We start from the raw sequence: 23,664 nt of genomic DNA, 5'->3' as shown, positions 1-23,664 counted from the left end.
CCTGATACCTAGCTCGCATCATGCGCTCCATCGTTGAGTGAATGTCCCTGTCATGGCGGACACATCCGCAGTTGAGTACAGGGCCCGGATCCAGTGGTCATTCCGGCTTTGACCAACGTTGAGGTCGCTCAGTGTGTTCGCCTGGCTTCCCGGGATCATGGGGAAATGCCGTGACACTCCGTCCACTTGGCAAACGGGAATCCCGGCGCGGAGGGCCACCCAATGCAGCCAGATATCGTCGGCGCCGGGGCAGGCGTCCTGGAACACGTCCCCCCGGGCTTTCAGTTCCTTGAGCATCCTGGGCGGGTAGATCACCCCGGAAACCCCCAGCGCGAAGTTGTTCAAACCAGGCAACGTGTCCCGGCGCCGGATCCAGTCCTGGTACCCGGTCAAGCTGCCGCCGTTCACCGTGATCGTCCGGACCCAGTGTCCGTGGATCATGGTGGGCCGGGCTTGGTTGGCCTCCACCAGTTCCTGCAGCCAGGTGTCCGGATAGATGATGTCGTCGTCTGCCGTGACCAGCGGGGAATTCGAGTGGCCATTGCACGCGACGTACGGAAAGTATTTGGTGTGGGGACCAAAGTTTTGGGAGAGCTTCACTTCCAGGCCGCGTTCCCTTAGCCGCTCCAGGCCCTTTGGCAAGTGGTCCATGGCCTCGGGTTCGTCGAGCCACAGGATGAGCCGGCGCGGCCTGGCGATGCCGCGGGCGATCGATTCCAGGGCGACGTCAACGGTACGGATCCGCTCCCCGTAGCTTGTCATGGACACAACCACATCGGCGGTCCCGGTGACAGGCTGGTGCGAGAAGCGGTTGATGCATCGCAGGAGGACCATCGCCGCCACGGCATGCAGCCGTTTGGAGGCCTTCCGCATTTTCCGGGCTGTAACCCGGGCCAGGTCCGGCGTTGGACCGACAAGTGTTCCTGTCATGCCGGGGCCTTCCCTTCAAAAGTGGCGATGGGGGTGCCGGCGTCCAGGTTGAAGTAGATCGTTACCTGGTCGCGGGCTTCCCTTGGAACGTTGAAGACGTAAACGGCGGACGCGCTGGTTCCGGCCTTTACCTTGTCCGGGAAAGCCGAGGTGTTGGGTCCGCTGAGGGCACTGGCCGGTTCGCTGTCCTTGCCGAACGACACGGTGACCAGGGCGGTGTCGAGGGGGATATCGCTGCCAGTGTCATTCGTCACGGTGACCTTAAACCTGAGTGATGGTCCTGCCACCTCGCCAACGCCCATGGCTTCGCCCTGCACGGCCTCAAGTTCCGTGATGGTGGCGGAGACCCCCGATTTGACTTCCTTCTTCGCCACCAGGGGTACAGGAGCGGCCACGGGCTGCTCAATGGTTGCCAGTTCTTGATCGGACTTGCCTGTCCGATCCACTGGCGCTGGGTTGGCTTGCGGCCCCGGAGTAGCCGCAGGCGCGGGTTCTGCCGGAGCAGGCGAAGCCGTTCCGGGTGCCGGCGCAGGAGTCGATGGAGCCGTTGCGGGGCTGGCTGAGGCGGTGGGTGGGGCTGACCCGCCCGGGCTGCCTGCCGCCGTCGTCGGCTGGCTGGTTTGTTGGGCAGCCGTGGGCGTGGTGCCCGACTGGGCAGACGCCCAAACCCCTGCTCCAATGGCAAGGACCGCGGCGACGGCCCCCGCCGCGATCCATCGTTTCCGGCGTTTCGCGGACGCGTCGCGGACCGAGCTGGCGTCTTTGCCATTCGCTTGCGGACTCCCGGAGCCTTTCATGTTCATCCCCAGACCTTGTTTTATCGGCTTATGGCTGTGGACCTAGTCGCCCAAGCTCCCTGAACCACTTGACGGCGGCCAGGACCAGGAATGCGGCAGTGGCTGCAAATATGGCGGTGTAAACCCAGAGAAACACCGGCACTGCCCCATACAGCAGGAAGCTCAGGCATAGGAGCCCGTAGTCCATGGGCACCACCAGGACTGAACGCACCCAGGACGGTCGGGCTGAGTCGTCGGCCACCGACTCAACACCGCGCTGCCGCCGGAGCTGCTCGGTCAGGATCATGCAGAAGAACAGGACCGAACACACCAGCGCGGAGCCCAGAGGGACCAGCAGCCAGATCCGATCGGCCGCGTCGAAGCGGAAGAGGGCAACGGCCAGCGACAACGGCAGCGCCGCCGTCTTGACTGCGTCCACCATATGGTCCAGCCACTCCCCCGCGGGCGACCCCTTCCCTGTGAGGCGGGCCAGCTGGCCGTCGGCCGAATCGAACGCGTAGCCGACCACCAGCGCAAAGCTCACGCAGGTGCCCAGCAACCACGACGGCGGAAACGCAAGGAGGAGCCCGATGGCACCAAAGGTGAAGACTGCGCTGATGCCCGTGACGGCGTTGGGCGTCAGCCCTGCGGCTAACGCCGCTGCGGCCAAGTAGCGGCCCAGGCGTCGGTTGATGAAGCGCGAATACGCTGGCGCTCCACGCGCCGCGGTCTTCTGCGCGCCCCGGAGCTGGTCCAAGGCGTTCCGGAAGCCGGAATACCGAACTGGTGTTCCGGCTCCTGGCGTCAGTTCGGCCCCGGTCATTGCCTGGCTCCCGGCGTCGGTTCTGCCCCCGGAGTCTGATGGCCGAGGATTACGTGCTGGGCGAGCCTTCGTGCTGTCCGCCTCGCGTGCCGTGAGGGTGCAGAAACCTTGGCGGCCACCAGGTCAAGGCAAAGCTGCTCGTAGCCGTCGGCCACAAGGTCCCAATCGTAGCGCCGGGCCAGTTGGCGGCCCAGGGCGCCCCGCTCGGCCAGCTCGGCCTGCCCGCGCGGTTCTTCGGCTTGCATCACAAGGGAAGCGACGTCGTCGGGGTCGGAGAAGTAGCGGCCGGCGCCGGCCAGGACCTCACGGTTGAAGTCGACGTCGAACGCGTTGGTGGGCGCCCCGGAACCAATGGCACGCAACAGCGACGGGTTGGTACCGCCCACCGAATGCCCGTGCCAGTAGACCCGGGCGTTGGCGTAGAGCTGATCCAGGAGTTCCTGGTCCCAGACGCCGCCCACAAAGCGAACACGCTGGTCTCCAAGGGCATGGACAAGCCCGGTGTAGGCATTCGAGTACGGCGCCGATCCCACTACCACCAACGGGTGCACGGCATTGCTGCGGACATACCCTTCCACAATCAGGTGGATATGGTTTTCCGGTTCAAACCGGGCCACCACAAGGTGGTACTTGCGCGGCTGAAGGGCCAGCTCAGCGAGCCGATGATGCGCGCCGCCGTCGATGATCGGCGCCCCATAGGCCAGGTACACGGTGTCGGCTTCAAAGCGCTCGCGGTAGTAGTCCTGGATGCCAATGGCGTCGGCGATCAGCAAATCGGACCATTTGACCGCGAGCGCCTCCACCATCCGGTAGTAGCGCTTACCCATGCCGTTCCATTTGGCACGCTTCCATTCCAAGCCGTCCACATGTGTTGCAACGGGAATGCCCGCGGCTCGAATGAGGGGGAGGTACGGTGCGTTGGCGGCGTTGAAGACGATGGCAGCGTCGGTCCTGTGGCGCAGCAAGTGGAGCACCGATACGCCGGTGTGGCTGAGCGTCTCCAACGCACGCTTGTGCATTGCAGGCAAGTGCACCAGCTTCATGCCGAGGTGCACGTCGGGGACCTGCCCGGGCTCGCCCACGTACCTGCAATAGACCGTGACTTCGTGGCCCTTGGCCGCCAGGCGCTGCCCGACTTCCTCGATGGCCGTTTCGAAGCCGCCGTAGTGCGCCGGCACACCACGCGTCCCCACCATCGCTATCCGCAGCATCGTCATACCCGGCCCCGCGTGCGGCGGCCGGCCTCAGCCGGCTCACCCATGAGTTCGAGCGCCATGCGGAGCGCGGTGCTGGACGTGTGGACCGTGTAAGGGAAGTAGACCACTTCAACACCGACGGCGGCGAACGCCTCCTCGAGCTTTCGCCCGGCTGCTGTGCCCTTCCAGTCATCACCCTTGAAGAACAGGTTGAAGCGGAGTTCCTCCCAGACCTGGAGCTTGTCCGGAACCATCTCGGCGAACACCATGTCCACGAAGCTGATGCTGCGGACAATCTCCATCCGTTCGGCGAGGGGCACCACGGCTCGGCGGCCCTTGACGCTTTCCAGGATTTCGTCCGAAACCACGCCCGCGATCAAATAGTCGCAGCGGCTCTTGGCATGCTTGAGGATGTTCAGGTGCCCAACATGGAACAGATCGAAGGCACCTGGGGCGTACCCGATTCTGAGCCCCATTGTGACGCATCCTTTCGTTTCGGCCAGCCCAAGCCTGCGCGGTTAATAGGCTCCGACCGGATTCAGCAATACCTTGACGGTCCGCCACAGGATCATGATGTCTCCGGTCAATGACCAGTTCTCGACGTAGTACAGGTCCAGGCGGACGCTCTCGTCCCAGTCCAGGTCGGAGCGCCCGTTGACCTGCCAGAGGCCCGTTATTCCGGGCTTGATGAGCAAACGACGACGGACATCGCTTTTGTAGCCTTCGACTTCGCTCGGCAGTGGGGGTCTGGGCCCCACCAGGCTCATGTCGCCCCGCAACACGTTCCAGAACTGCGGAAGTTCATCGAGTGAGTATTTCCGCATCCAGCGTCCGCAGCGCGTTACGCGAGGATCGTCCTTCATCTTGAAGAGGGGCCCGGCGCCTTCATTGCGGGGCACCAGCCGTGCCAGTTCCGCCTCCGCAGTGGTCACCATGGAACGGAACTTGTAGATGGTGAAGAGCTGGCCGTCCCTGCCCACGCGTTGCTGCCGGAAGAAGACGGGGCCCTCGCTGTCACGGTGGACGATGATGGCCAGCACCAGCATCACGGGGGCCAGGAGGACCAACGCCAAGGTTGCGGCGGCTAGGTCCACCGCCCGCTTGAGCGTATGCTTCCCGCCCGTGAACTGGGGCCGCTCCACGTGCATGAGGGGCAAGCCTTCCACGGGCCGCCAGTGGATTCGTGGCCCGGCAACGTTCGTGAGGTTGGAGGCAAGCACCAAGCCTGCACGGGTACACTCCAACGTCCAACCAAGCTCGCGGATGGAACGTGTTCCGCCGGGAAGCGTGCCAGCCACCACCACGGAATTTGCACCTGTTTGTTGCACCTTGGCGGCAATGCTGTCGGCATCCACTCCGCACAGCACTGGAATCATCCTGTCAGCGACCTCCAAATGGCGGTCCCTGGTATTGGGCAGCGCTGCGCCCACTACGTCGTAAGCAGCTCCGGATGATTTACCAAATTGCCTTATGACGTACTCGACGTCGGCCTTCTCGCCGACGACGATCGCTTTGGAGAGGTAGTGACCGAACCGCCGCTGCCGGTTGAGCCAAGCCCGCCATTGCCATCGATTGAACAGCAGCAGCAACGCTCCTGCCGGCAGGGCCAGGGCGAAATAGCTCCGAACGATGTCAATGTTGAACAGGATCATCACAATGGCCGTGGCGCCGAAGACCCGCACCGTAGCATCAAGGACGCGCTTGTACTCCTCTGCGCCGATACCCAGCACAATGTCCTCACGCGTGCGGAAGACCTCCAGTGCTGCCAGCCATGCAACCAGGACGCCGAAACTGATAAGCATGTAGGAGGCGCCCCTCCACGAATGGCCGTTCAGCGCGTCGCTTGGCTCGAACCGGAGTGAATACGCGGCAATGACGGTGGTGACGATGATGGCTGCATCTGTCCAACGGAGCCACCGGCGGTACCGTCCGGCCCAAAGGGAACCGGAGTGGACATCGGCAGCAGCGGGATGCTCGAGGTCAAGGTCCCAGGCACCGTCCATCCGGCCACCGAAGGCAACAAGATGGCGGCGCCAAAATCCGGCACCGTTCCCAGCCCGCTGTCCCGCTCGCGCCTGGAAATCGTCGATGGCACTCATGCCGTGACCACAATTGGGGAGCCGGCGGCGGCTGGGGGTAGAGCCTTGGTCTCAGAAGACTCTAACGCCGCCGGCTCCGTCTGGGGGGCGCCGCTTCGTAGATATGCAGGGCGCCGAAAGAGACCCGGGAGAAACTGGGTTTTCAGCGTTGGGGCCGGCATCGCGTCCAGTGCTCCGTACCGGCCTGGTGTGCCGTGCACGAGTTGAGCTGCTGGGATTCGCATCGTGAGACCTTCTCGCTGATCCAGTTGACGAGTCCTAGTCAACCGTTTGGCGAAGGTCCGCACATCCGTAGCCACTACTCGACTTCTGGAGGCGCATCCGGCGCACCTGTACGCGGGTGTACTCGATACATGCGACGGTGCGGGCGACGTCACCCGAGGGTACTCAAAACCAATTTATCCATTCACGGAATTTATTACTTGGAGGGAGATTTACTACTCAAATACGTGAGTTGGAAGCTGCTGAGTAGCCCCGTCCTATCCGCGAAATTTTTTTCCTTACAGACCAGCGGCGCCCCGCAGCTCTTCACGTCGCCGGATTCCGAGTTTTGCGTAGCTGCGATACAGGTGGCCCTCGACGGTCCGTACGGACACCATGAGGCGATCAGCGATCTGGCGGTCCGTCAGACCCTCCACGGCGAGGGCAATGATGTCCCGCTCACGACGGGTCAGAAGGTTGGCCGGAGACGCCGCCGGCTCGGCTACCATCCCGGTTTGCTCGCCAAGTTCCCGCTCCGCCTGGTCCCTGCGGATCACGGCCTGCCGTGCGTTCAGCTTCTCTCCGGACGCTTCAAAAAGTCCTGCCGCCTGGGAGTAGCAGTCGCGTGCCAACCTGGCCATGCCCAGGGAGTAGATGGCGTCGCCCATCTCCAGGGAAACGGAGGCCTCGCCACTGGATCGTGCCGTCGCGTAGTGGTTCCACGCCTGCGCCCAGCTTCCCGTCATGGTCCCCGTGAGTTCCAGGGTCCGCGGCGCGGCGTCCGGGCGGCCGAGTTCCAGCCATGCGGCGAGCCCTTGGAGTTCGACGCCGGCCGGCTGCGCTTCTGCCAGCAATTCCCGCAGCCGTTCCAAGCCCACGCCGTCCCGGGTTAAGGTCTCACGTGCAGCGGCGGCCAGGATGCCGGCATAGGCGGCTTCAGCCCCGCGGCCGCGCCACAGGGTGCGTTCGGATTCCTCCAGCAGGGCCTGGGCCTTGACGCCCTCGCCGCAGCGGGCACCGGCGTAGGCGGCAAGCCCGACGGCGGCGGGCAGCAACTGTAGCGGATCGTTGACGCGCAGCGACTCAACTGCGGGACGGACTGTTGCCCAGGCTGAGTCGAAACGTCCCTGCCTCAGCAGGGAAATCCCCCGATAGAAGTCCACGGTGCCGCCGAACGTCAGGAGGCCTGATCCAGCTGTTGCCTCGTACTTGTCGAGGATGTCAGCGGCCAGCTTCCAGTTGCCGGCGTCAAGGGCCGCCCAGACCCGCCGCTGGAGGATGTACTCGGGGAAGAAGAAGAGCTCAGCTGGATCGTCCGCCAGACTGGCAGCCGCCCGATCCGCAGGCAGTTGCGCGGCGACGGGGTCGCCCTGGGCCCGGAGCGTATCGGAGCGAAGGCAATCCGCGAAGACTGCCAGCTGTGCCCCGTAGTCTTCCTCCGCGGCATCATCCGCCGCTGGGGCCAGAGACGTGTCCGGTCGGGCGATGCTATCTACTCGGTCAAGGGCTTCAGCCAGCGCGGAATAGTTTCCGGCGGCCTGCAGCGCAAGGAGGGTCGTCACGGTGTTCGAATCGCCGTCTGCGGCAGGATCGGCTTCCTGGCCGCCACCACGGTTTCCGTCCTCCGGTACCGGTGCCGCCGTTGACCGTTGCCGCGCCAGCGCGTTCATGATGCACGCGTGAAGGAGGGTATCTCCCACGCGCAAGCTGCCGACGTCGGACTTGTTTCCGCCCAAGCCAGCCTCCAGGGACCGGTCCGCTTCGACGTACTGGCCGCCGTTGAAGTGGGCCCGTGCCGCCGCGGCGCGACCGCGACGGCGGAGTCGAGTGTCCCGGATGCGGGCGGCCAGCCCAATCGCGGTAGTGTTCTGGAACGTTGTTGCCGCATGGATCGCGGCCAAGAGCAGCTGGCCATCCGGGACGCTGACACCGGATTCAAGCGCCCAGTTCACCATTCTGAGCATGGAAGCCGGAGTCTGCGGCTTGTCCTGCAGGTTTGTGAGGAGCCTCTGCCGGAGCTGGAGACTGCGTGAGGCCGACACCATGTTCCGGATGGCCTCGCCATATACGGGGTGCCGAAGCCTCAGCGACGGGCGCTCGTCGTTGTCCACGGAGACCAATTGGCTTTCCACCAGGTCCTGCACCATGTCCGGCCCGGCCGTTGCCTCGAGCGCGTCCAGGCTCACGGGTTCGGCCAGGGCGATCATCGTCAAGGCCTCGCGTTCCTGCGGAGTCCTCCGGAGGAGTTGGTTGCGGACCACCCCCGTCAACGCCGGGCCGCTGCTGCTCAGCGGACGGAGGAGCAGCCAAACGCCGTCTTTTTTAGCGAGGTTGCCTTCACGGCGAGCGTCTTCAATGAGGCAATTCAACAACATCGGGTTGCCTTCGGAGGCCTTCCAGAGCATCTGTATTGCGCCCGGGACAAGCGGGCCGCCCAGGATGTGCTCGGCAATGGTTCCAACGTTCTCGCGGTCGAGCGGCTCCAGGTCGAAGCGCTCGGCCATGCTGTCATACCAGAGCTGCATCATCGCCTCGGGCAGCCCCGGGCGCGGACGGGAAGAGGCCACAACCCTCGCCCAGTTGGCCGTGATGAGGTCCACAATCACGTTTGCGGTGGCCGGGTCCAGTTCGTGGGCATCGTCCACCACCAGCAGAAGAGGCAGGTCGCGGCCCGCCCGCAGGCGCTCGAATTGCGCCCAGAATGCCCGGAGGATTGCCACTTGGGAGTTGGTGGGATCCTCGGGAAGGTCCACCAGGTAGGGGGCCAGGACGCCGTATGGCACCGACGACAGCGAGGCTGTCCCATGGACGCGCATCACGATCATCTCGCTGGACAACGCCGAGGCGATCGCTTCAATCAGGACGGACTTGCCCAGGCCCGCCTCGGCAACCAGGAGGACGGCGCCGGTGCTGCCCCCGCGGATCGCTTCGACAGCTGCCGTGATGTACTCCCGGCGACCAACCAGGGGCGGTGTGCGTACTGGGTTGACGTCTGCGAGGCCTCCGGGACCACCGTCCCATCGGCTATACGAGGCCAAGGAGATCACGCCGTGAAGACACGCTCAGCTTCGCGAACACCTGGTAGAGGTGCCCCTCGACTGTGCGAACCGACACGCCGATATCCTTGGCAATTTCCCTGTTTGAGACCCCGTGGCCCGCCAGGCGCGCAATCTGGCGTTCGCGCTCGGTGAGCAAGGGGGTGTTCCCACGGGGAATCACGGGCAACTCGGCGACAAGCTGGGACAAGCGGTCCAGTCGCGACTGCGCCTGACGTGTCGTGTTGTAATCGGACGTTTGGCGGGCAAAGTCCAGGGCCAGGGCGACGCACCGCGCCTCCATGGCATCGAGCTCCAAGCCGGCGGCCACGTCCGCTGCATCCATCATCGTCCGCGGGTTACGGCCATGGCAGCCCTTGGCGATGAGTCCGGAGAGGCGGGCCAGCGGTCCTTGGCGGTGCTCGGCGATCTCCTCCATCAGGATAAAGTCTTCGTCCCGCCCATTGACCGTGGCGCCCACAAGGCTCACACCGGCGGTCGTATAGCGGTAATGGGCGATGTCCTCACGGGCGGCCTCCACCAACCGCTCCCTGGCGTCCGGTTCACCCAGCCAACGCCGGGCCATGTCTGCGCAGAATTGCCCGGCCCAGCTGACGATGTAGCTGGAGGGCCCTTCGGATTGCTCGGCCAGCGCGAGGTACTTGTAGGCGTCGGGCGAGTTGCCCTGCTGGCCGTAGGCGAAGGCCGTGGCTGCGTAGGCAACAGGGAGCAGGTTCATCACGGGCCGGTGCTCCAGCTGGGCCACCGCGGACAGCAACGAATCGATGGCCTTTTCACCGCGGCCGGAGAACAGATTGGCCACGCCAATGGCTAGTTCCAGGACCGCGCCCCGGTGCTGAAGCTTCAACGGAGTGGCTGCAGGTCCGGACGCCAGCAGTCGCAGGCAGCTCCGCCATTGACCGGACAGAAGCATGGCGCCAAAGGCACGGAGTCGGAAGTGGTCCCAGAGTCCGGGGATGTCCGGACCCTTGCTGATGCGAAGGCTGGTCTGGTCCACCAGGCGCAGTGCATCCAACTCGCGTCCCGTCACCGCGTACGCTTCGATCAGGATGATGGCGCAGTTGATACTGTGCCCAACGCTGCGCGGCGAACGATCAGCGGCGGCCTCCTCGAGCGCCTCGATGATGTCCGTGTATTCGCCGAGGTAGGCCTTGTTGATGAACTCCTCCAGCTGAAGCTGTTGGAAGGCCTCGTCCAGCCGCTCGGCACCAGGTCCGCCCAACCTCCTGAACTCCTCCAGTCGGTCACGGGTTTCATCAAGGACTTGGGAAACGGAGCCGGCACGGCCCCCAACGCTCCTCAGGGCGCTGCAACGCACGGAGACGAATTCCACCAGGGCAACCGCGTCCAGCTCATCGATTTGTCCAGGCGTTACGTCGTCGATGGCATCCAACGCCGCGCAGTGCTCCGCCAGGAGCATGTGGGCCTCGGCCTTTCGCTGCTGCGCTCCCACCCACTGCAGGTCCGTGCGGCGGATGTCGGAGGCACAGGTCAGGGCGAAATGCGGGTCAAAATGCAGCACGGCCTCGCCCGCGGCGGCAAGCGCGTGTCCGGGACCAAGCTGCTCCATGCATTCATGGGTCCAGGCGGCATATCCAAGGAGGTCTTCGGCCGTCATCTCCCACAGCTCAGGGGCGGTGTCTCCCAAGAGCATTGAGCGAAGCTTCCGCCTCCTTGGCACCGTCAGCCAGCTGCGGATGACGTCGGCCACGTACTGCAGGCGAAGGGACGCCCACCGCCGCTCGCTGTCGTCCACCATCAACAGGCCGGAATCCTCCATGTCCGCGAGGGTTTTGGCGCTGAATAGCGCGGCAAGGCTTTGAAGAGGCACGCGCCGGGCACACGCCAGAAGTTCCATGACGTTCCGGGTCTCAATGTCCTCGCGCAGCCATCGGGCCCTCACGATTTCCTCCAGGCCGTGGCCGCCTTCCAGGACAACCTCGTCCAGGAGCGTCCAGACGGAACCTTCCAGGACCAGGTTGCCGGACAGTCGCTGCTCGGAGACAAGTGATTCAAGCAGCATCGGATTGCCGCCGGTGATGGTGTGGAAAGTGCTGACGAGGGCCGTGGTGAGGCGATGGCCCAGCATGGCGGACAGGACCTCGGAAGTCTGCTGGCGGGTGAGGGTCTCCAGCCGGACCTCGGACAGCCGGCCGTCTTGGAGCAACCAGTGGAAGTCGGCGGGCAGGTCGCTGACGTTCGGTGCGATCGCAATAATGCGCGCGGCTCCGGTTGCCAGGACATTCATCAGGACACCCGTGCTCATCTCATCGATGCCCATCGGGTTGTCGACCACGATCACAACGTCCTTGTCGCCAGCGTCGTCCCGAATCATCGCGGAGATTCCCTGAAGAATGCCTGTAGGCGAAGCCAGGAACCGCTGCTCAAGACGTGCCAGCATAAAGCCAAAGCAGTTGTATGGGGTGGGCTCGCCGCCGTTCTTGCTGCGAAGGTGGATGACGTGCGATGCAGTACCCAAAGATGAAACCACCAGGCGGCCCAGCGATGTCTTCCCGACGCCGTGAGCGCCGGTGATGATCACGCCAAGGCACCCATTCTGGCTAAGGGCTGAACGAATCCGCTCTATCTCAACGCTGCGCGCGAGTTCGGACCATTTCAGATGTCCTGCGCTTCTATTTCCGCGAGCACCAGTTGGCTCCACTGCAATCGAAGCATCGCCCCAGCTCTGCGTCTCCATCGACATATGGCTTCCTTAGGTACGACTCCAAGGGTTTTACCCCGTCCCTCCGTCGGTTACGAGTAGAGTACTCCCAAGGTTTCCCAGTAAGTAGAGTAAGGAACCCCCGCAAGGGAAAACTGACGGAAACTTGAGCCGCCCTTGAGTAAGTGCTCCGCCGGACCACTCACGTCCCGCGGACCACCACTCAGGCGCCGTTATAAAGGGCTCGTCAGGCCTTCGCGGGGTGGTGTTTTTGCTGGGCGGCCAGGAGGCCCTGGCCAAGAAGAAGTTCGACGGCGTCTGCGGCTTCGCCTATCAGGAACGGGAGGTCTTTCTTCTCCACAGCGTTGAAATCCCGCAGCACAAAGTCGGCTGTGTCCATGCGCCCGGGCGGACGGCCCACGCCGACGCGAACGCGCAGGTAGTCACGGGTGGAGAGGGCCTTGGTCATGTCGCGGAGGCCGTTGTGGCCGCCCTCTCCCCCGCCCAGCTTCAGCTTGACGGTATTAAAGGGGATGTCGATCTCATCGTGTACGGCCACAACATGGTCCGGGGCGATGTCAAAGAAGCGCGAGAGTGCTGACACCGGCCCCCCGGATACGTTCATGTAGCTCATCGGCTTGGCCAGGACCACGCGCGGACCGCCGATGCCCAGCCTGCCCTCAACTACCTGCGCGCGGGCCTTGTGCGCTTTGAACGTTCCGCCAATCCGCCCGGCCAGTTCGTCCACCACCATCTGGCCGACGTTGTGCCGGTTGCCGCTGTATTCCGGACCAGGGTTTCCGAGGCCAACTATCAGCCAGGTGTCAGTCATGGGATTAGTCCTCGAATTGGTGGTGGGAGGGATCGTGCGGGGGCCCGAAGCTGCAGCTTGGAAAGCCAGTGGCCGGGACCCCACGGGTCCCGGCCACTGCCACGGCGCATGCCGGAACGAGTACAGGCTACTCGGCTGCGGCTTCTTCAGCCGGAGCTGCAGCCTCAGAAGCAGCCTCGGCGCCTTCTTCAGCAGCTTCTTCCTCGGCCACAGCAACGGCCTCGGAGATGTTAACCACCAGGGTGTCGGCGTCGGTCAGAAGGGTGACGCCATTGGGCAGGACGACGTCGGAAGCGTGGACGTGGGCGCCAGCCTCGCGGCCCTCGATGTCCACCTCAAGAGCGGTGGGCAGGTGGGTGGCCTCGGCCTCGACGGAAACAGTAACGGCTTCCTGGTTGGCAACGGCGCCAGCGGCAACTTCACCGGTCACGTGGACAGGGACGTCAACGGTGACCTTCTCGCCCTTGCGGACGGTCAGCAGGTCGAGGTGGTCGACGGTCTGCTTCAGGGCGTTGCGCTGGATGTCCTTGACGATGGCCAGGTGCTCTTCGCCGTTGATGTCCAGGGACAGCAGGGCGTTGGCGACGCGGACAGCCAGGGTGGTCTCGCGGCCCGGCAGGGTGACGTGGATCGGCTCTGCGCCGTGGCCGTAGATGACGGCGGGGATGCGGCCAGCGGTGCGGGCGCGGCGGGCGTAGCCCTTGCCGAATTCGGTGCGCAGTTCTGCTGCGAGCTTCTGCTCAGACATTGTTTACTCCTTGATTACTGGTGCGATACGAGGCCACGCCAAGGCAGGGCCAGGATGATCAGCAAGGGCGGAGGTCTGTGGTGACCTTCCACGCCCGGCGGCAGGCCGCTCAACAGCGGACGCGCCCTTCGTCGAAGGAGATTCAGACCCAGTCGATAACGGAGACTCGCAGCCCGGTTGAAGCATCACTGATGGGGATGACTACCAGCCGGAACCGCTCTCCCTCGCCAAGGTATCCCCAAAAGCTTAGCAGCGCAGCCGCCATTGCCGAAAACGGCCGGGGCAGCTAGGCCTTTCCGTCGAACAGGCTGGTGACCGAACCGTCGTCGAACACTTCACGGATAGCGCGCGCGATCAGCGGTGCGATGGACAGCACCGTCAACTGCGGGAAGCGCTTCTCCGCCGGAATCGGCAGGGTGTTGGTGACTACCACCTCACGGGCGCCGGATTCAGCAAGGCGCTGGGCTGCCGGCTCGGAGAACACCGCGTGGGTGCAGGCGATAATGACGTCCTTGGCGCCCGCGTTCTTCAAGACCTGGACCGCACCGGAGATGGTTCCGCCGGTGTCGATCATGTCGTCGATCAGCACGCAGGTACGGCCCTCGATCTGGCCAACAACGGTCTTGGAGACCGCCTGGTTGGGGACCGTGAGGTCACGCATCTTGTGGACGAAGGCCAGCGGGGCACCGCCCAGGCGCTCAGCCCACTGCTCCGCAACACGCACGCGGCCGGTGTCCGGGGAGACCACGGTGATGTTGTCCGCCTCCACCTTGGTGCGGATGTAGTCGGCCAGGAGTGGGATTGCCATGAGGTGGTCCACGGGGCCGTCAAAGAAGCCCTGGATCTGGGCGGTGTGCAGGTCCACGGACATAATGCGGTCCGCGCCGGCGGTCTTGTACAGGTCGGCAACGAGTCGGGCGGAAATCGGCTCGCGCCCACGGCCCTTCTTGTCCTGGCGGGAGTACGGGTAGAACGGGGAAACCACGGTGATTCGCTTGGCAGAGGCCCGCTTGAGCGAATCGATCATGATCAGCTGCTCCATAAGCCAGTTGTTCAACGGGGCCGGGTGGGCCTGGATCACAAAAGCGTCGGTGCCACGGACACTCTCCGCTGAGCGCACGTAGATCTCGCCGTTGGCGAAGTCGTAGGCATCGATCGGCAGGAGCTCAGTTTCCAGCTCTTTGGCGATTTCCTGCGCCAGCTCGGGGTGCGCCCGTCCGGCGGCGAGGACCAGTTTCTTCTCGCCGTGTGCCGTAATTTCGCTCATGCCTGTATGCCTTCTTCTGTGATAGCCGGAGTGTTGGAGGGGTTCTGGGGAGCAGCTTCGCGGGCATCCAGCGCTGCCTGCGCACGTCGGGCGGATTCCGTGCCGGCGCGGTGGGTGAGGACCCAGCCTTCGGCGTTGCGCTGGCTGGCCAGGCTCAAGGCCAGGGCTCCGGGCGGAACGTCTTTGCGGATGACCGCACCGGCGCCGCTGTATGCACCATCGCCAACGCTCACCGGGGCGACGAAAACAGTATTTGACCCTGTGCGCACACCCGAACCAATCACCGTGCGGTGCTTCTTCTCGCCGTCGTAGTTGGCCGTAATGTTGCCGCAGCCGATGTTCGTGTCCTCGCCGATCTCGGCATCCCCGGCGTAGCCGAGGTGGGACAGCTTGGAACCGCGGCCTATCGTGACGTTCTTTGTTTCGTAGAACGCGCCGATCTTGCCCTTCTCACCCAGGACGGTGCCAGGACGCAGATACGTGAACGGTCCCACGTTGGCCTTCGGGCCGATGACGGAGCCGGAGCCGTGGGTGCGGACCACCGTGGCGCCTTCACCCACCGTCACGTCGGTGAGCGTCGTGTCAGGACCAACGACGGCGTCACGCGCCACGGTGGTGCTGCCGTGAAGTTGGGTGTTCGGCAGGATCCGGACGTCTTCGTCGAGGGTGACCGTGGAGTCGATCCAGGTGGTGGACGGATCCACCACCGTGACACCTGCGCGCATCCAGGCCTCGACGATCCGGCGATTGTGCTCCGCGCCCAGCGCCGCAAGCTGTACGCGGTCGTTCGCGCCCTCAACCTGCCACCGGTCCTCGGTGGGCAGTGCAGCTACCCGGCCCCCGGCGTCGCGGGCAAGGCCGAGCACATCTGTGAGATATTTCTCGCCCTGCGCATTGTCAGTGGTGATGTGGGCGAGGGCCGAGCGCAGCGCGGCGGCGTCGAAAGCGTAGATGCCGGAGTTGATTTCCCGGATGGCGCGCTCTTCCTCCGAGGCGTCCTTGTGCTCACGGATACCGGCCACCGTGCCGTCTGCAGCGCGGAGAATGCGGCCGTAACCGGTGGCGTCGTCCAGGACGGCAGTCAGCACGGTAACGGCGTTGCCCTGTGATTCGTGGATACTGACCAGTTCCCCAAGCAGTTCGCCGGTGAGCAGCGGAACGTCGCCGTAGGTCACAACCACAGTGCCGGCAAGTTCAGCCTCGGCGTCCAAGGCCTCGATGGCGGCCTCAACCGCGCGACCCGTGCCGGGGATGTCGTCCTGGTCAATGATCAGCGCTTCAGGGTCCAGGGCGGAGACATGGCCTTCAACCAGGTCGCGCTCATGCCGGACCACAATCGCCAGCCGCTGTGGCTGGAGGGACCGGGCGGCACGCAGGGCGTGCCCAACCATGGAAAGACCGCCGATTTCGTGGAGGATCTTAGGGGTACGGGATTTCATGCGCGTACCGGCGCCTGCTGCCAGAACGACGACGGCGGCTGGACCGGTGGGGGCGGGGCTCACGTACGGGCTCTCCTTGCTCGGTTTTCCCGGGAACGAAGCCCGGCTTCGGCATCTGATTCATCCTACTTGACGCCGTTCGCGCCCTATCCGGTGCGCAGGCGAGGCACCGGCAGGTGCCCCAACCGTTCCGCCCCTAGGATTCGAACCTAGACTGCACGGCTCCAAAGGCCGGCGTGCTGCCATTACACAAGGGCGGACCGTGCGTGCTCCACGGCGGAAAACACCGCCGTTCCCGCAGGCGGGACGCACACACAAGTAACTAGTTTGCCACGTGCCCGCGGCGTTTGCGTACTCGGAACGCCGGCGCCCCGGCTCACCACCGGGAAAGCGCCCATGCGGCATGATGGACGGGTGAGGAACAGCACAGGACCTGCGGACGGGAACCACGGCACAACGACGGCGTCCCGGCCACCCGCGGCGGCAGTCCGAGCCAGGATGACCGGGCCGCAGCGCCGCCTCCAACTCGTGGGAATCGGACGCGGCCTCTTCGCCGCCAAAGGACTCGACGGCACCACCATCGAAGAAGTCGCCGCGGCCGCTGGTGTTTCCAAACCCGTCATCTACGAACACTTCGGTTCAAAAGAAGGGCTGTACCGCCAAGTCGTTGAATCGGAATTCCGGATCCTGCTGGACGCCATCAACAACTCGCTCGCAGAAGAAGCCAAACCGCGCGTCCTCGTGGAACGCGCGGCCCTGGCTCTGCTGGGGTACATCGAAGACCGCACCGACGGCTTCCGCATCCTCGTCCGCGACTCACCACCGTCACAGCCGGAGGGCGCCTTCGCCACCCTCTTGTCGCACGTCACAGCCAGGGTGGAGCACATCCTCTCCGACGAGTTCTCCCGACGCGGCTTCAGCGCCGACGACGGTGCAATGTACGCTCAGATGCTGGTGGGCATGGTGGCCATGACAGGCCAATGGTGGGTGGACAACCGGGCACCCGACAAGCGAGTGGTGGCCGCACACCTCGTGAACCTCGCCTGGAACGGCCTGACCGGGCTGCAGAAGGAGCCGGAGCTGCGGGACCAGTAGCTGTCGCCTGTGGCTGTCTACCCGGGGTGGCGGCCTCCGGTCGCTGAGCGACGTGCGGCCCACTTCCGCTCGCGAGATGGCAATTGACGCGGGTGCGGGCGCCGAACATGGGCATCAAATGCCAAGTCGGCGGGCTATTCGCCGACGATCTCCGCCGCCTCGAGCCATTCGAGTTCCAGGGCTTCCTTTTCGTCGAGCAAATCCCTGAGCTTCGTGTTCAGTTCTCCCAGCGCGTCGAAGTCGCCGGACTCGCTCTTGGCGGCCATGTCTGCGTGGATCTTCTCTTCCTGCTGCGCGAGCTTGCCGAGTTGGCGGTCGATCCGGTTGAGGTTCTTCCTGGCGTCGCGCTTTTCGGCCTCGCTGGCTCCTGAAGCCGCGCCTGAGCCCGCCGCCACGGACCCCGTTGCCGCAGGGCCGCCTGCCGCCGTCGGGCTTCCCGCTCCGCCGACGACGCCGGCTGACACCGTTCCTGCCGCCAGCGCGGCTTCGCGGAGTTCGAGGTATTGGTCGACGCCGCCGGGCAGTCCGCGCAGCTTGCCGTCACCCAGGAGGGCCATTTGGTGATCCGTGACGCGTTCCAGCAGGTAGCGGTCGTGGCTGACCACCACCAGCGTGCCGGGCCAGCCGTCCAGGACGTCTTCGACGGCGGCCAGGGTATCCGTGTCGAGGTCGTTGGTGGGCTCGTCAAGCATCAGGACGTTGGGTTCTCCCACCAGTAGCCGGAGGAGCTGCAGGCGCCGGCGTTCACCACCGGAGAGGTCCCTGACCGGTGTCCACTGCTTCTGCTTGGTGAACCCGAGCTGCTCCACCAGCTGCCCGGCGGTGAACTCGCGGCCGCCGACTGAGAACGAACGCTTCTCCCGCTCAATGACCTCAACAACCCGCATGTCGGAAACCTCGTCGAGTTCCTTCACGTCCTGGGACAGCACGGCGGTGACTACGGTCTTGCCGCGCTTGAGCCGGCCGGAACTGGGCGCGATGTCGCCGTTGAGCAGCCGCAGGAGCGTGGACTTGCCGGCGCCGTTGACGCCCACAAGGCCCAGGCGCTCACCGGGTGCCAAGCGCAGGGTGATGTTGCTGAACAGTTTTCCGCCAGCGCCGTCGCCGGTGCCGCCGTCGAATTCAAGCGACACGTTCTCCAGGTCCAGCACGTCCTTGCCGAGGCGCGCAGTAGCCATCTTGGTGAGCGCCACTGTGTCACGGGGGTCCGGGACGTCCGCGATGATTTCGTTGGCCGCCTCGATGCGGAACTTCGGCTTGGACGTCCGGGCCGGCGCGCCGCGCCGCAGCCACGCGAGTTCCTTCTTCACCAGCTGCTGCCGCTTGCCCTCGACGACGGCCGCCATCCGGTCGCGTTCGGCGCGGGCCAGCACGTAGGCCGCGTAACCGCCGTCGAACGGGTCCACGATGGCGTCGTGGACTTCCCAGGTGCGGTTGCAGACTTCGTCCAGGAACCAACGGTCGTGCGTCACCACCAGGAATGCGCCCTGGTTGGGGCGCCAGCGGGTCTTGAGGTGCCTGGCCAGCCAGGCGACGCCTTCGACGTCGAGGTGGTTGGTGGGCTCGTCCAGCATGATGACGTCGTGGTCCTCAATAAGGAGCTTCGCCAGCGCGACGCGCCGCTTCTGGCCGCCGGACAGGGCATGTACGTTGGCGTGCCAATCGACGTCGCCCACCAGGCCGCCCATGATTTCGCGGATCTTGGGGTTGGCGGCCCACTCGTGCTCCGCCCGGTCCCCCACGATCGCGGTCCCAACCGTCAGGTCGGCGTCGAGCACGTCCGACTGGTCAAGGTAACCGATGTTGACGTCGCCGCGCTTGGTGACCCGGCCGGAATCCGGCGTGGTTCGCTGTGCCAGCAGGCGCATCAGCGTGGACTTTCCGTCACCGTTCCTGCCGACCATGCCAATCCGATCGCCGTCCTCCAAACCGAGAGTGACGCCGTCGAGGATGGTGCGGGTTGCGAACGTGACGGAGAGGTTTTCGCCGCCGAGCAGGTGGGCCAATGGGTACTACTTTCTGATGCGGAACTGCCAGAGGTACTACAGGAGCGTATCGGAGATGATCCGTGCCCCTGGCACGGGGCCATGCACGGCCAGCGCCTGGTGGCCTTGGTGGCGCAGCTTGTCGGCCAGAACCTCGGCGGCGTCACCGTCCCGGGCCAGGAGGGCCACGGTGGGGCCGGAGCCGGACACAATACCGGCGAGCGCACCGGCGGCTTCACCGAGTCCGATGGTGTCCTTGAGCTGCGGGGCAAGGTCAATGGAGGCGCGTTGCAGGTCGTTGACCAACAGGCGGCTGAGCCCTTCCGAATCTCCCCCGCGCAGCGCCTGAAGGATCTTCGGGTCGACTTCGATGGGTTCGGGCACGTCCAGTCCCTCGGCGTCACGCAAGCGGTCGAGTGTCTTGAACACCTCAGGCGTAGACAGCCCGTAGTCGGCGCAAACCAGCACCCAGTCCATCTGCGCTTTCGCCAGGGCCGGAGACAGCTGGTCACCAACGCCAAGTCCCACTGCGGCCCCACCCAGCAGGGAGAACGGCACGTCGGCGCCCAATTCGGCGGCCAGATGCGCAAGCTCCTCGCGGCTCAGCCCGCTGTTCCACAGAGCGTCGCAGGCCAGGAGGGTGGCAGCAGCATCCGCCGAGCCTCCGCCCATTCCGCCAGCAACCGGCACGCGTTTGGTGATCTCGAGGTGTACGCCGGTGCTGTGCTCGGACACGTCCGCCATGATCGCCGCCGCCCGGTAGGCGAGGTTGCTGCTGTCCAGCGGGATATCGACGCCGTCCAGGTCCAGGGTGCTGTCCGGGCTGATGGACACAGTGATGTCCCCACCCGGCCTGCTGGTGGCGCTGACCTCCTCATAGAGGGAGACAGCGAGGTAGACGCTGGCGACGGAATGGTAGCCGTCTGTGCGCAGGGGCCCCACGTTCAGTGAGACGTTGACCTTGCCCGGTGCCTTGACTTTCACGGTCCTGGCGGCGAATCGCCCTTTCACTGCGCTCATGCGACCAAGCTATTGCATGCTGTGGCCGGGCTCCAAGACGCACCGGCCAGGTTTTCGCGGCCGCTGCGGCGTGTTTTGGCGTCAGTCCGCGGGCAGATGACGGGCCTCGGCAATGCGGATATAGGCGTCGATATCCAGCACTTCGCCGCGTGCTCGGGGGTCCACGCCGGCCGCAACCAGGCATCGTTCGGCTTCCGCCGGGCTGCCTGCCCAGGAGGCCAGGGAAGCGCGGAGCGTCTTGCGGCGCTGGGCAAAGGCGGCGTCGATGACCGCAAAGACTTGTTCGCGCGTGGCAGTGGTCGCGGGCGGTTCGCCCCGCGTGAAGGCGACCAGCCCGGAATGGATCTTGGGCGCCGGCCAGAAGACGTTCATCCCGATAACCCCGGCCTTGCGCATGGTCCCGTACCACGCTGCCTTGACGGAGGGGACGCCATAGATCTTGGAGCCCGGCCGCGCGGCCAGCCGGTCTGCCACCTCGTCCTGGACCATCACCAAACCATGGCGGATGGACGGGAAGTGCTGCAGCAGGTGCAGGACAACGGGCACGGCAACGTTGTAGGGCAGGTTGGCCACCAGCGCCGTCGGTTCCACCGGGAGCTCAGTCACCTTCATCGCGTCGGACAGCACCAGGTGGAAACGTTCGACGGCGTCAGGCCTCCAGGCGCGGACTGTTTCCGGCAGCTTTCCCGCCAGGACTGGATCGATTTCGACGGCGACAACCGTCCTGGCGGCGTCGATCAGCCCGAGCGTCAGGGAGCCCAGCCCGGGACCCACCTCGAGGACCGTCTCGTCGGGTTCCAGTTCGGCCGCTGCAACGATCCTGCGGATCGTGTTGCCGTCAATAACAAAGTTCTGGCCCAGGGTCTTGGTGGGGCGAACGCCGATCTCCTCAGCGAGCCTGCGGATGTCAGCGGCCCCCAGCAAGGGCGCGACGGCGGAGGGCTGGGAATTCGGCTCAATCACCTAGGTATCGTATCGCTAGTGCCAGCAGGCCCCGCCCGGAATCGGGCGGAGCCTGCTGTTATTGGGGGGATGGTGGCGGGTTGGGGACCGCCCCCGGTTGGCGGCACACCGCCGGATGGCGATATGCCGCGGGACTAGCGGGACGCTGCCCAGCCGCAGCCCCACGGCTGGAGGCCGCGCTGGGCGTAGACGCGGTTGGCGATGTCGATCTGCTGGGCCTTGCTGGCGAGGTCAGCTCTGGGGGCGTAGCTTCCGCCGCCGGAGCCGAGCCAGGTCTGGATGTCGAACTGCAGGCCACCGTAGTAGCCGTTTCCGGTGTTGGCTGCCCAGTTGCCGCTTGATTCACACTGCGCGATCTTGTCCCACATGGCCTCGTTCATCATGGCGGGGGCAGCAGCGCCGGTGTTGGCCGCTGGTTCCGGCTTGGCTTTGGTGCCCACCAGGACCTTCTCTTCGACAGGCTGGGCCGTCACGTTCTGGGAGGCGAGGGTGCGGGAGGCTTCGCGGCCGTCCACGAGTACCAGCTTGAAGGTTTTGTCCACCTTGCCGAGCACACCGGCCTGGGTGACCTTCTTCTCGCCCTTGAAGAGGTCGGCGGATTCGGCGCTGACCGTCTCGAACGGAATGTTCTCGGTGACTGAGTCGGTCTTGCTGGTGTCCACGCGGGAGACCTTGATGACCATGTTGTTGACCACGGGAGCGGTGCCAGGCTGCGAAACCCGGTCGTTCGCGCCGAGGGCGACTCCGGCTTCCCGAAGGACCGAGGCGACGTCCGCCGCCGTCGTGGTCTTTGAGGAGCTCTTCCCGTCAGCCACCAGGCTGACAGTCTTGGGCGTGGAGATGGTCAGCGAGGATCCTGATACAGCCAGTTGGGATTCCTTCGGTTCCGAGACAGCGGAGGCGCTGGCGACGCCGAGCTCGGAGACCAGCCCGCCGACGTCGGGGGCGTTGGTGTTGACCGTGCGGCGGGCGCCGTCAAGGGTGACCGTTACCGCCTTGGCCAGATTCACATTGATGACGGTGCCGTTCTCCACGCGCGTGTCGAGGGACGGCGACACATGGTCGGCATCCTTCAACTCGACCTTTGCAGCCTTGACCACCGAGTCGACGGTCCCGCCAAAGCTCTGGACGGAGCTAACTTTGCCGTCCACATTCAGGGTGATGGTTTTGTTGTTGCCAACGAAGGCAACGACGCCGAGCACGAGCGCGGAGAGAACCAACAGCTGCGCGCCGACCTTGAGGTAGCTGAACTTGCCGTCCGATGTGAAGAGTTTGATCACGTCTGCCCGTAACTGTCGGTCCGTCCGGGCACGGGGAAAAACGCACAAAAAAGTCCCCCCGCAGGGCCATCAATGGCTTGCCCGGCTCAGTGAATCCGGGCACCTGTGGTGGACAAGTGCGTTGCCACACTCATTCTGGAGAATGCAGTGAATTGTCCGAAGGCCTTCCCCGACCCCGGCCAATAGTTTTCCACTGTAACCGAAGCGTTATAAACCACCAAGAAATCTGCATACTCGGTATGGAAAATGAATACGTGGAATGTTTGATTTTTCCCGCGGTTATGAGCGGCGTTTTAGCCCGCATTTACGCGTGTTTTACGGCGATATTTCAGCTCCACGAACCGTAGACGTTACGGGTATTTTTGTTAAGTTCGTCACACATGTCGGAAAGTTCGGTTCTTGTCAATTCCGCCATGGCCCGGACGGTGTAGGGCACCATGTAGCTGGCGTTCGGGCGGCCCCGGAACGGAGCTGGCGTAAGGAACGGGGAGTCCGTCTCCACAAGCACCAGGGAAGGATCCGCTACTGCCAAAGCCTCGCGCAGGTTCTCGGCGTTCTTGAACGTAACCGTCCCAGCAAAGGACATGTACCAGCCCCGTTCATTGCACAGCCTGGCCAGCCGGGCGTCGCCGGAGAAGCAGTGGAACACTACGCGATCCGGGGCCCCTTCCTCGGCGAGGACCTTCACCACCTCGTCATGGGCGTCCCGGTCGTGGATCTGCAGGGCAAGCCCCAGCCGCTTGGCGATGTCGATGTGCCGGCGGAACGAGGAAAACTGGTGCGTCAACGCGTCGCCGTGCGTGCGATAGAAGTCCAGGCCGGTTTCACCGATGGCCCGGATCCTCGGGTGGGCGGCCAGGGCTTCGATTTCTGCAATCGCCTCCTCCAGGAGGCCCTTCTCCGCGTAGCGTGGAGCGTCGTTGGGGTGGATGGCAACCGCCCCCAGCAGCCTGTTGTCCGCGTCCACCGCCTCAACCGTGAAACGGGAGGACTCCAGGTCGCAGCCCACCTGGACCGCCGCGCGGACTCCCACCTTTTCGGCGGCGTCCATAGCATCCTGTACCGATACCTCCACCAATCCGTTCCGGAAATCCAGATGCGTGTGGTTGTCGATGACCGGAACCGGAAGCGGCTCCGGAGCCGGAGGGAACTGCCGGCGGGACGTTGCGTCGTCGGGGACTCGGTACGGCGCCGGAACGGAAGCATAATCTGCCATGGTTCAACCCTATCGGCGCAAGACCAACAGCCTGCTTCACATTTCAGCGGAACTCTCTGGGTGGCGGGGCAGTTGA

18 protein-coding genes and 1 tRNA gene are annotated in these 23,664 nt (G+C 64.8%); 1 reads left to right on the top strand and 18 read right to left on the bottom strand.

Annotated elements, in window-relative coordinates:
* Window positions 1-18 precede the first annotated feature (18 nt).
* The 13 genes from LD110_RS12375 to LD110_RS12315 all read right to left on the bottom strand — a co-directional run bounded on the left by LD110_RS12375 (window position 19) and on the right by LD110_RS12315 (window position 16,289).
* Complete coding sequence (locus tag LD110_RS12375; protein WP_225499120.1) at window positions 19-930, bottom strand: hypothetical protein; 912 nt, start codon at window positions 928-930, stop codon at window positions 19-21.
* Entirely contained in the window at window positions 927-1,733 is an 807-nt protein-coding gene (locus LD110_RS12370) for a hypothetical protein (RefSeq protein ID WP_225499119.1), read from the bottom strand. Before LD110_RS12370 ends, LD110_RS12375 begins: the two co-directional genes overlap by 4 nt.
* A gap of 22 nt (window positions 1,734-1,755) precedes the next feature.
* The gene (locus LD110_RS12365; RefSeq protein WP_225499118.1) at window positions 1,756-2,529 is read right to left on the bottom strand and encodes a CDP-alcohol phosphatidyltransferase family protein; all 774 of its coding nucleotides are present in this window, start codon (window positions 2,527-2,529) and stop codon (window positions 1,756-1,758) included.
* Window positions 2,526-3,746, bottom strand: a complete 1,221-nt coding sequence (locus LD110_RS12360) for a DUF1972 domain-containing protein (RefSeq protein WP_225499117.1) — start codon at window positions 3,744-3,746, stop codon at window positions 2,526-2,528. Before LD110_RS12360 ends, LD110_RS12365 begins: the two co-directional genes overlap by 4 nt.
* Window positions 3,743-4,201: an adenylyltransferase/cytidyltransferase family protein gene (locus LD110_RS12355; RefSeq protein ID WP_225499116.1), complete on the bottom strand. Its 459-nt coding sequence runs from the start codon at window positions 4,199-4,201 to the stop codon at window positions 3,743-3,745. Before LD110_RS12355 ends, LD110_RS12360 begins: the two co-directional genes overlap by 4 nt.
* A 42-nt stretch (window positions 4,202-4,243) precedes the next feature.
* A complete protein-coding gene (locus LD110_RS12350; RefSeq protein WP_225499115.1) occupies window positions 4,244-5,824 on the bottom strand; it encodes a sugar transferase in 1,581 nt (526 codons plus the stop codon).
* A 500-nt stretch (window positions 5,825-6,324) separates the two neighbouring features.
* On the bottom strand, window positions 6,325-9,072 hold the full coding sequence (locus LD110_RS12345) for an AAA family ATPase (RefSeq protein ID WP_225499114.1): 2,748 nt from the start codon (window positions 9,070-9,072) through the stop codon (window positions 6,325-6,327).
* Window positions 9,050-11,623 carry a LuxR C-terminal-related transcriptional regulator gene (locus LD110_RS12340; RefSeq protein WP_225499113.1) on the bottom strand — a complete coding sequence of 858 codons (2,574 nt, stop codon included), beginning with the start codon at window positions 11,621-11,623 and terminating at the stop codon, window positions 9,050-9,052. The genes LD110_RS12345 and LD110_RS12340 overlap by 23 nt, the downstream gene beginning before the upstream one ends.
* Before the next feature lie 367 nt (window positions 11,624-11,990).
* Complete coding sequence (gene pth, locus LD110_RS12335; protein ID WP_225499112.1) at window positions 11,991-12,575, bottom strand: aminoacyl-tRNA hydrolase; 585 nt, start codon at window positions 12,573-12,575, stop codon at window positions 11,991-11,993.
* A gap of 127 nt (window positions 12,576-12,702) precedes the next feature.
* Complete coding sequence (locus tag LD110_RS12330) at window positions 12,703-13,323, bottom strand: 50S ribosomal protein L25/general stress protein Ctc (RefSeq protein ID WP_225499111.1); 621 nt, start codon at window positions 13,321-13,323, stop codon at window positions 12,703-12,705.
* 286 nt (window positions 13,324-13,609) lie between these two features.
* Complete coding sequence (locus LD110_RS12325) at window positions 13,610-14,590, bottom strand: ribose-phosphate diphosphokinase (protein ID WP_225499110.1); 981 nt, start codon at window positions 14,588-14,590, stop codon at window positions 13,610-13,612.
* Entirely contained in the window at window positions 14,587-16,092 is a 1,506-nt protein-coding gene (glmU, locus tag LD110_RS12320; RefSeq protein ID WP_225499109.1) for a bifunctional UDP-N-acetylglucosamine diphosphorylase/glucosamine-1-phosphate N-acetyltransferase GlmU, read from the bottom strand. The genes LD110_RS12325 and glmU overlap by 4 nt, the downstream gene beginning before the upstream one ends.
* Before the next feature lie 125 nt (window positions 16,093-16,217).
* Window positions 16,218-16,289 (bottom strand) — tRNA-Gln (locus tag LD110_RS12315).
* Window positions 16,290-16,527: 238 nt separating this feature from the next.
* On the opposite strand from LD110_RS12315, the gene LD110_RS12310 reads away from it, so the two are divergent.
* Window positions 16,528-17,124: a TetR/AcrR family transcriptional regulator gene (locus LD110_RS12310; RefSeq protein WP_225499274.1), complete on the top strand. Its 597-nt coding sequence runs from the start codon at window positions 16,528-16,530 to the stop codon at window positions 17,122-17,124.
* A gap of 134 nt (window positions 17,125-17,258) precedes the next feature.
* Here the strand turns inward: LD110_RS12310 and LD110_RS12305 are convergent, their stop codons facing one another.
* The 5 genes from LD110_RS12305 to LD110_RS12285 all read right to left on the bottom strand — a co-directional run bounded on the left by LD110_RS12305 (window position 17,259) and on the right by LD110_RS12285 (window position 23,588).
* Window positions 17,259-19,130 carry an ABC-F family ATP-binding cassette domain-containing protein gene (locus LD110_RS12305; protein WP_225499108.1) on the bottom strand — a complete coding sequence of 624 codons (1,872 nt, stop codon included), beginning with the start codon at window positions 19,128-19,130 and terminating at the stop codon, window positions 17,259-17,261.
* A gap of 36 nt (window positions 19,131-19,166) precedes the next feature.
* The gene (locus LD110_RS12300) at window positions 19,167-20,129 is read right to left on the bottom strand and encodes a 4-(cytidine 5'-diphospho)-2-C-methyl-D-erythritol kinase (protein ID WP_225499107.1); all 963 of its coding nucleotides are present in this window, start codon (window positions 20,127-20,129) and stop codon (window positions 19,167-19,169) included.
* Window positions 20,130-20,210: 81 nt separating this feature from the next.
* Window positions 20,211-21,092, bottom strand: coding sequence for a 16S rRNA (adenine(1518)-N(6)/adenine(1519)-N(6))-dimethyltransferase RsmA (rsmA, locus tag LD110_RS12295; protein ID WP_225499106.1), 882 nt, complete (start codon window positions 21,090-21,092; stop codon window positions 20,211-20,213).
* Between the two features lie 134 nt (window positions 21,093-21,226).
* Window positions 21,227-22,372: a resuscitation-promoting factor gene (locus LD110_RS12290; protein ID WP_225499105.1), complete on the bottom strand. Its 1,146-nt coding sequence runs from the start codon at window positions 22,370-22,372 to the stop codon at window positions 21,227-21,229.
* A gap of 328 nt (window positions 22,373-22,700) precedes the next feature.
* Complete coding sequence (locus LD110_RS12285; protein ID WP_225499104.1) at window positions 22,701-23,588, bottom strand: TatD family hydrolase; 888 nt, start codon at window positions 23,586-23,588, stop codon at window positions 22,701-22,703.
* Window positions 23,589-23,664 lie beyond the last annotated feature (76 nt).

Origin of the sequence: Arthrobacter sp. M4 (assembly GCF_020251205.1) — a bacterium.
Classification (GTDB): domain Bacteria; phylum Actinomycetota; class Actinomycetes; order Actinomycetales; family Micrococcaceae; genus Arthrobacter.
The sequence above is the reverse complement of the archived record's forward strand: the minus strand, read 5'-3'. Positions and strand labels throughout refer to the sequence as shown.

What these genes read in the sequence shown, in the direction of transcription:
- LD110_RS12375 (WP_225499120.1), bottom strand. Translation starts at nt 930, where the DNA reads ATGACAGGAACACTTGTCGGTCCAACGCCGGACCTGGCCCGGGTTACA.
- LD110_RS12370 (WP_225499119.1), bottom strand. Translation starts at nt 1,733, where the DNA reads ATGAACATGAAAGGCTCCGGGAGTCCGCAAGCGAATGGCAAAGACGCC.
- LD110_RS12365 (WP_225499118.1), bottom strand. Translation starts at nt 2,529, where the DNA reads ATGACCGGGGCCGAACTGACGCCAGGAGCCGGAACACCAGTTCGGTAT.
- LD110_RS12360 (WP_225499117.1), bottom strand. Translation starts at nt 3,746, where the DNA reads ATGACGATGCTGCGGATAGCGATGGTGGGGACGCGTGGTGTGCCGGCG.
- LD110_RS12355 (WP_225499116.1), bottom strand. Translation starts at nt 4,201, where the DNA reads ATGGGGCTCAGAATCGGGTACGCCCCAGGTGCCTTCGATCTGTTCCAT.
- LD110_RS12350 (WP_225499115.1), bottom strand. Translation starts at nt 5,824, where the DNA reads ATGAGTGCCATCGACGATTTCCAGGCGCGAGCGGGACAGCGGGCTGGG.
- pth (WP_225499112.1), bottom strand. Translation starts at nt 12,575, where the DNA reads ATGACTGACACCTGGCTGATAGTTGGCCTCGGAAACCCTGGTCCGGAA.
- LD110_RS12330 (WP_225499111.1), bottom strand. Translation starts at nt 13,323, where the DNA reads ATGTCTGAGCAGAAGCTCGCAGCAGAACTGCGCACCGAATTCGGCAAG.
- LD110_RS12325 (WP_225499110.1), bottom strand. Translation starts at nt 14,590, where the DNA reads ATGAGCGAAATTACGGCACACGGCGAGAAGAAACTGGTCCTCGCCGCC.
- LD110_RS12310 (WP_225499274.1), top strand. Translation starts at nt 16,528, where the DNA reads ATGACCGGGCCGCAGCGCCGCCTCCAACTCGTGGGAATCGGACGCGGC.
- LD110_RS12300 (WP_225499107.1), bottom strand. Translation starts at nt 20,129, where the DNA reads ATGAGCGCAGTGAAAGGGCGATTCGCCGCCAGGACCGTGAAAGTCAAG.
- LD110_RS12285 (WP_225499104.1), bottom strand. Translation starts at nt 23,588, where the DNA reads ATGGCAGATTATGCTTCCGTTCCGGCGCCGTACCGAGTCCCCGACGAC.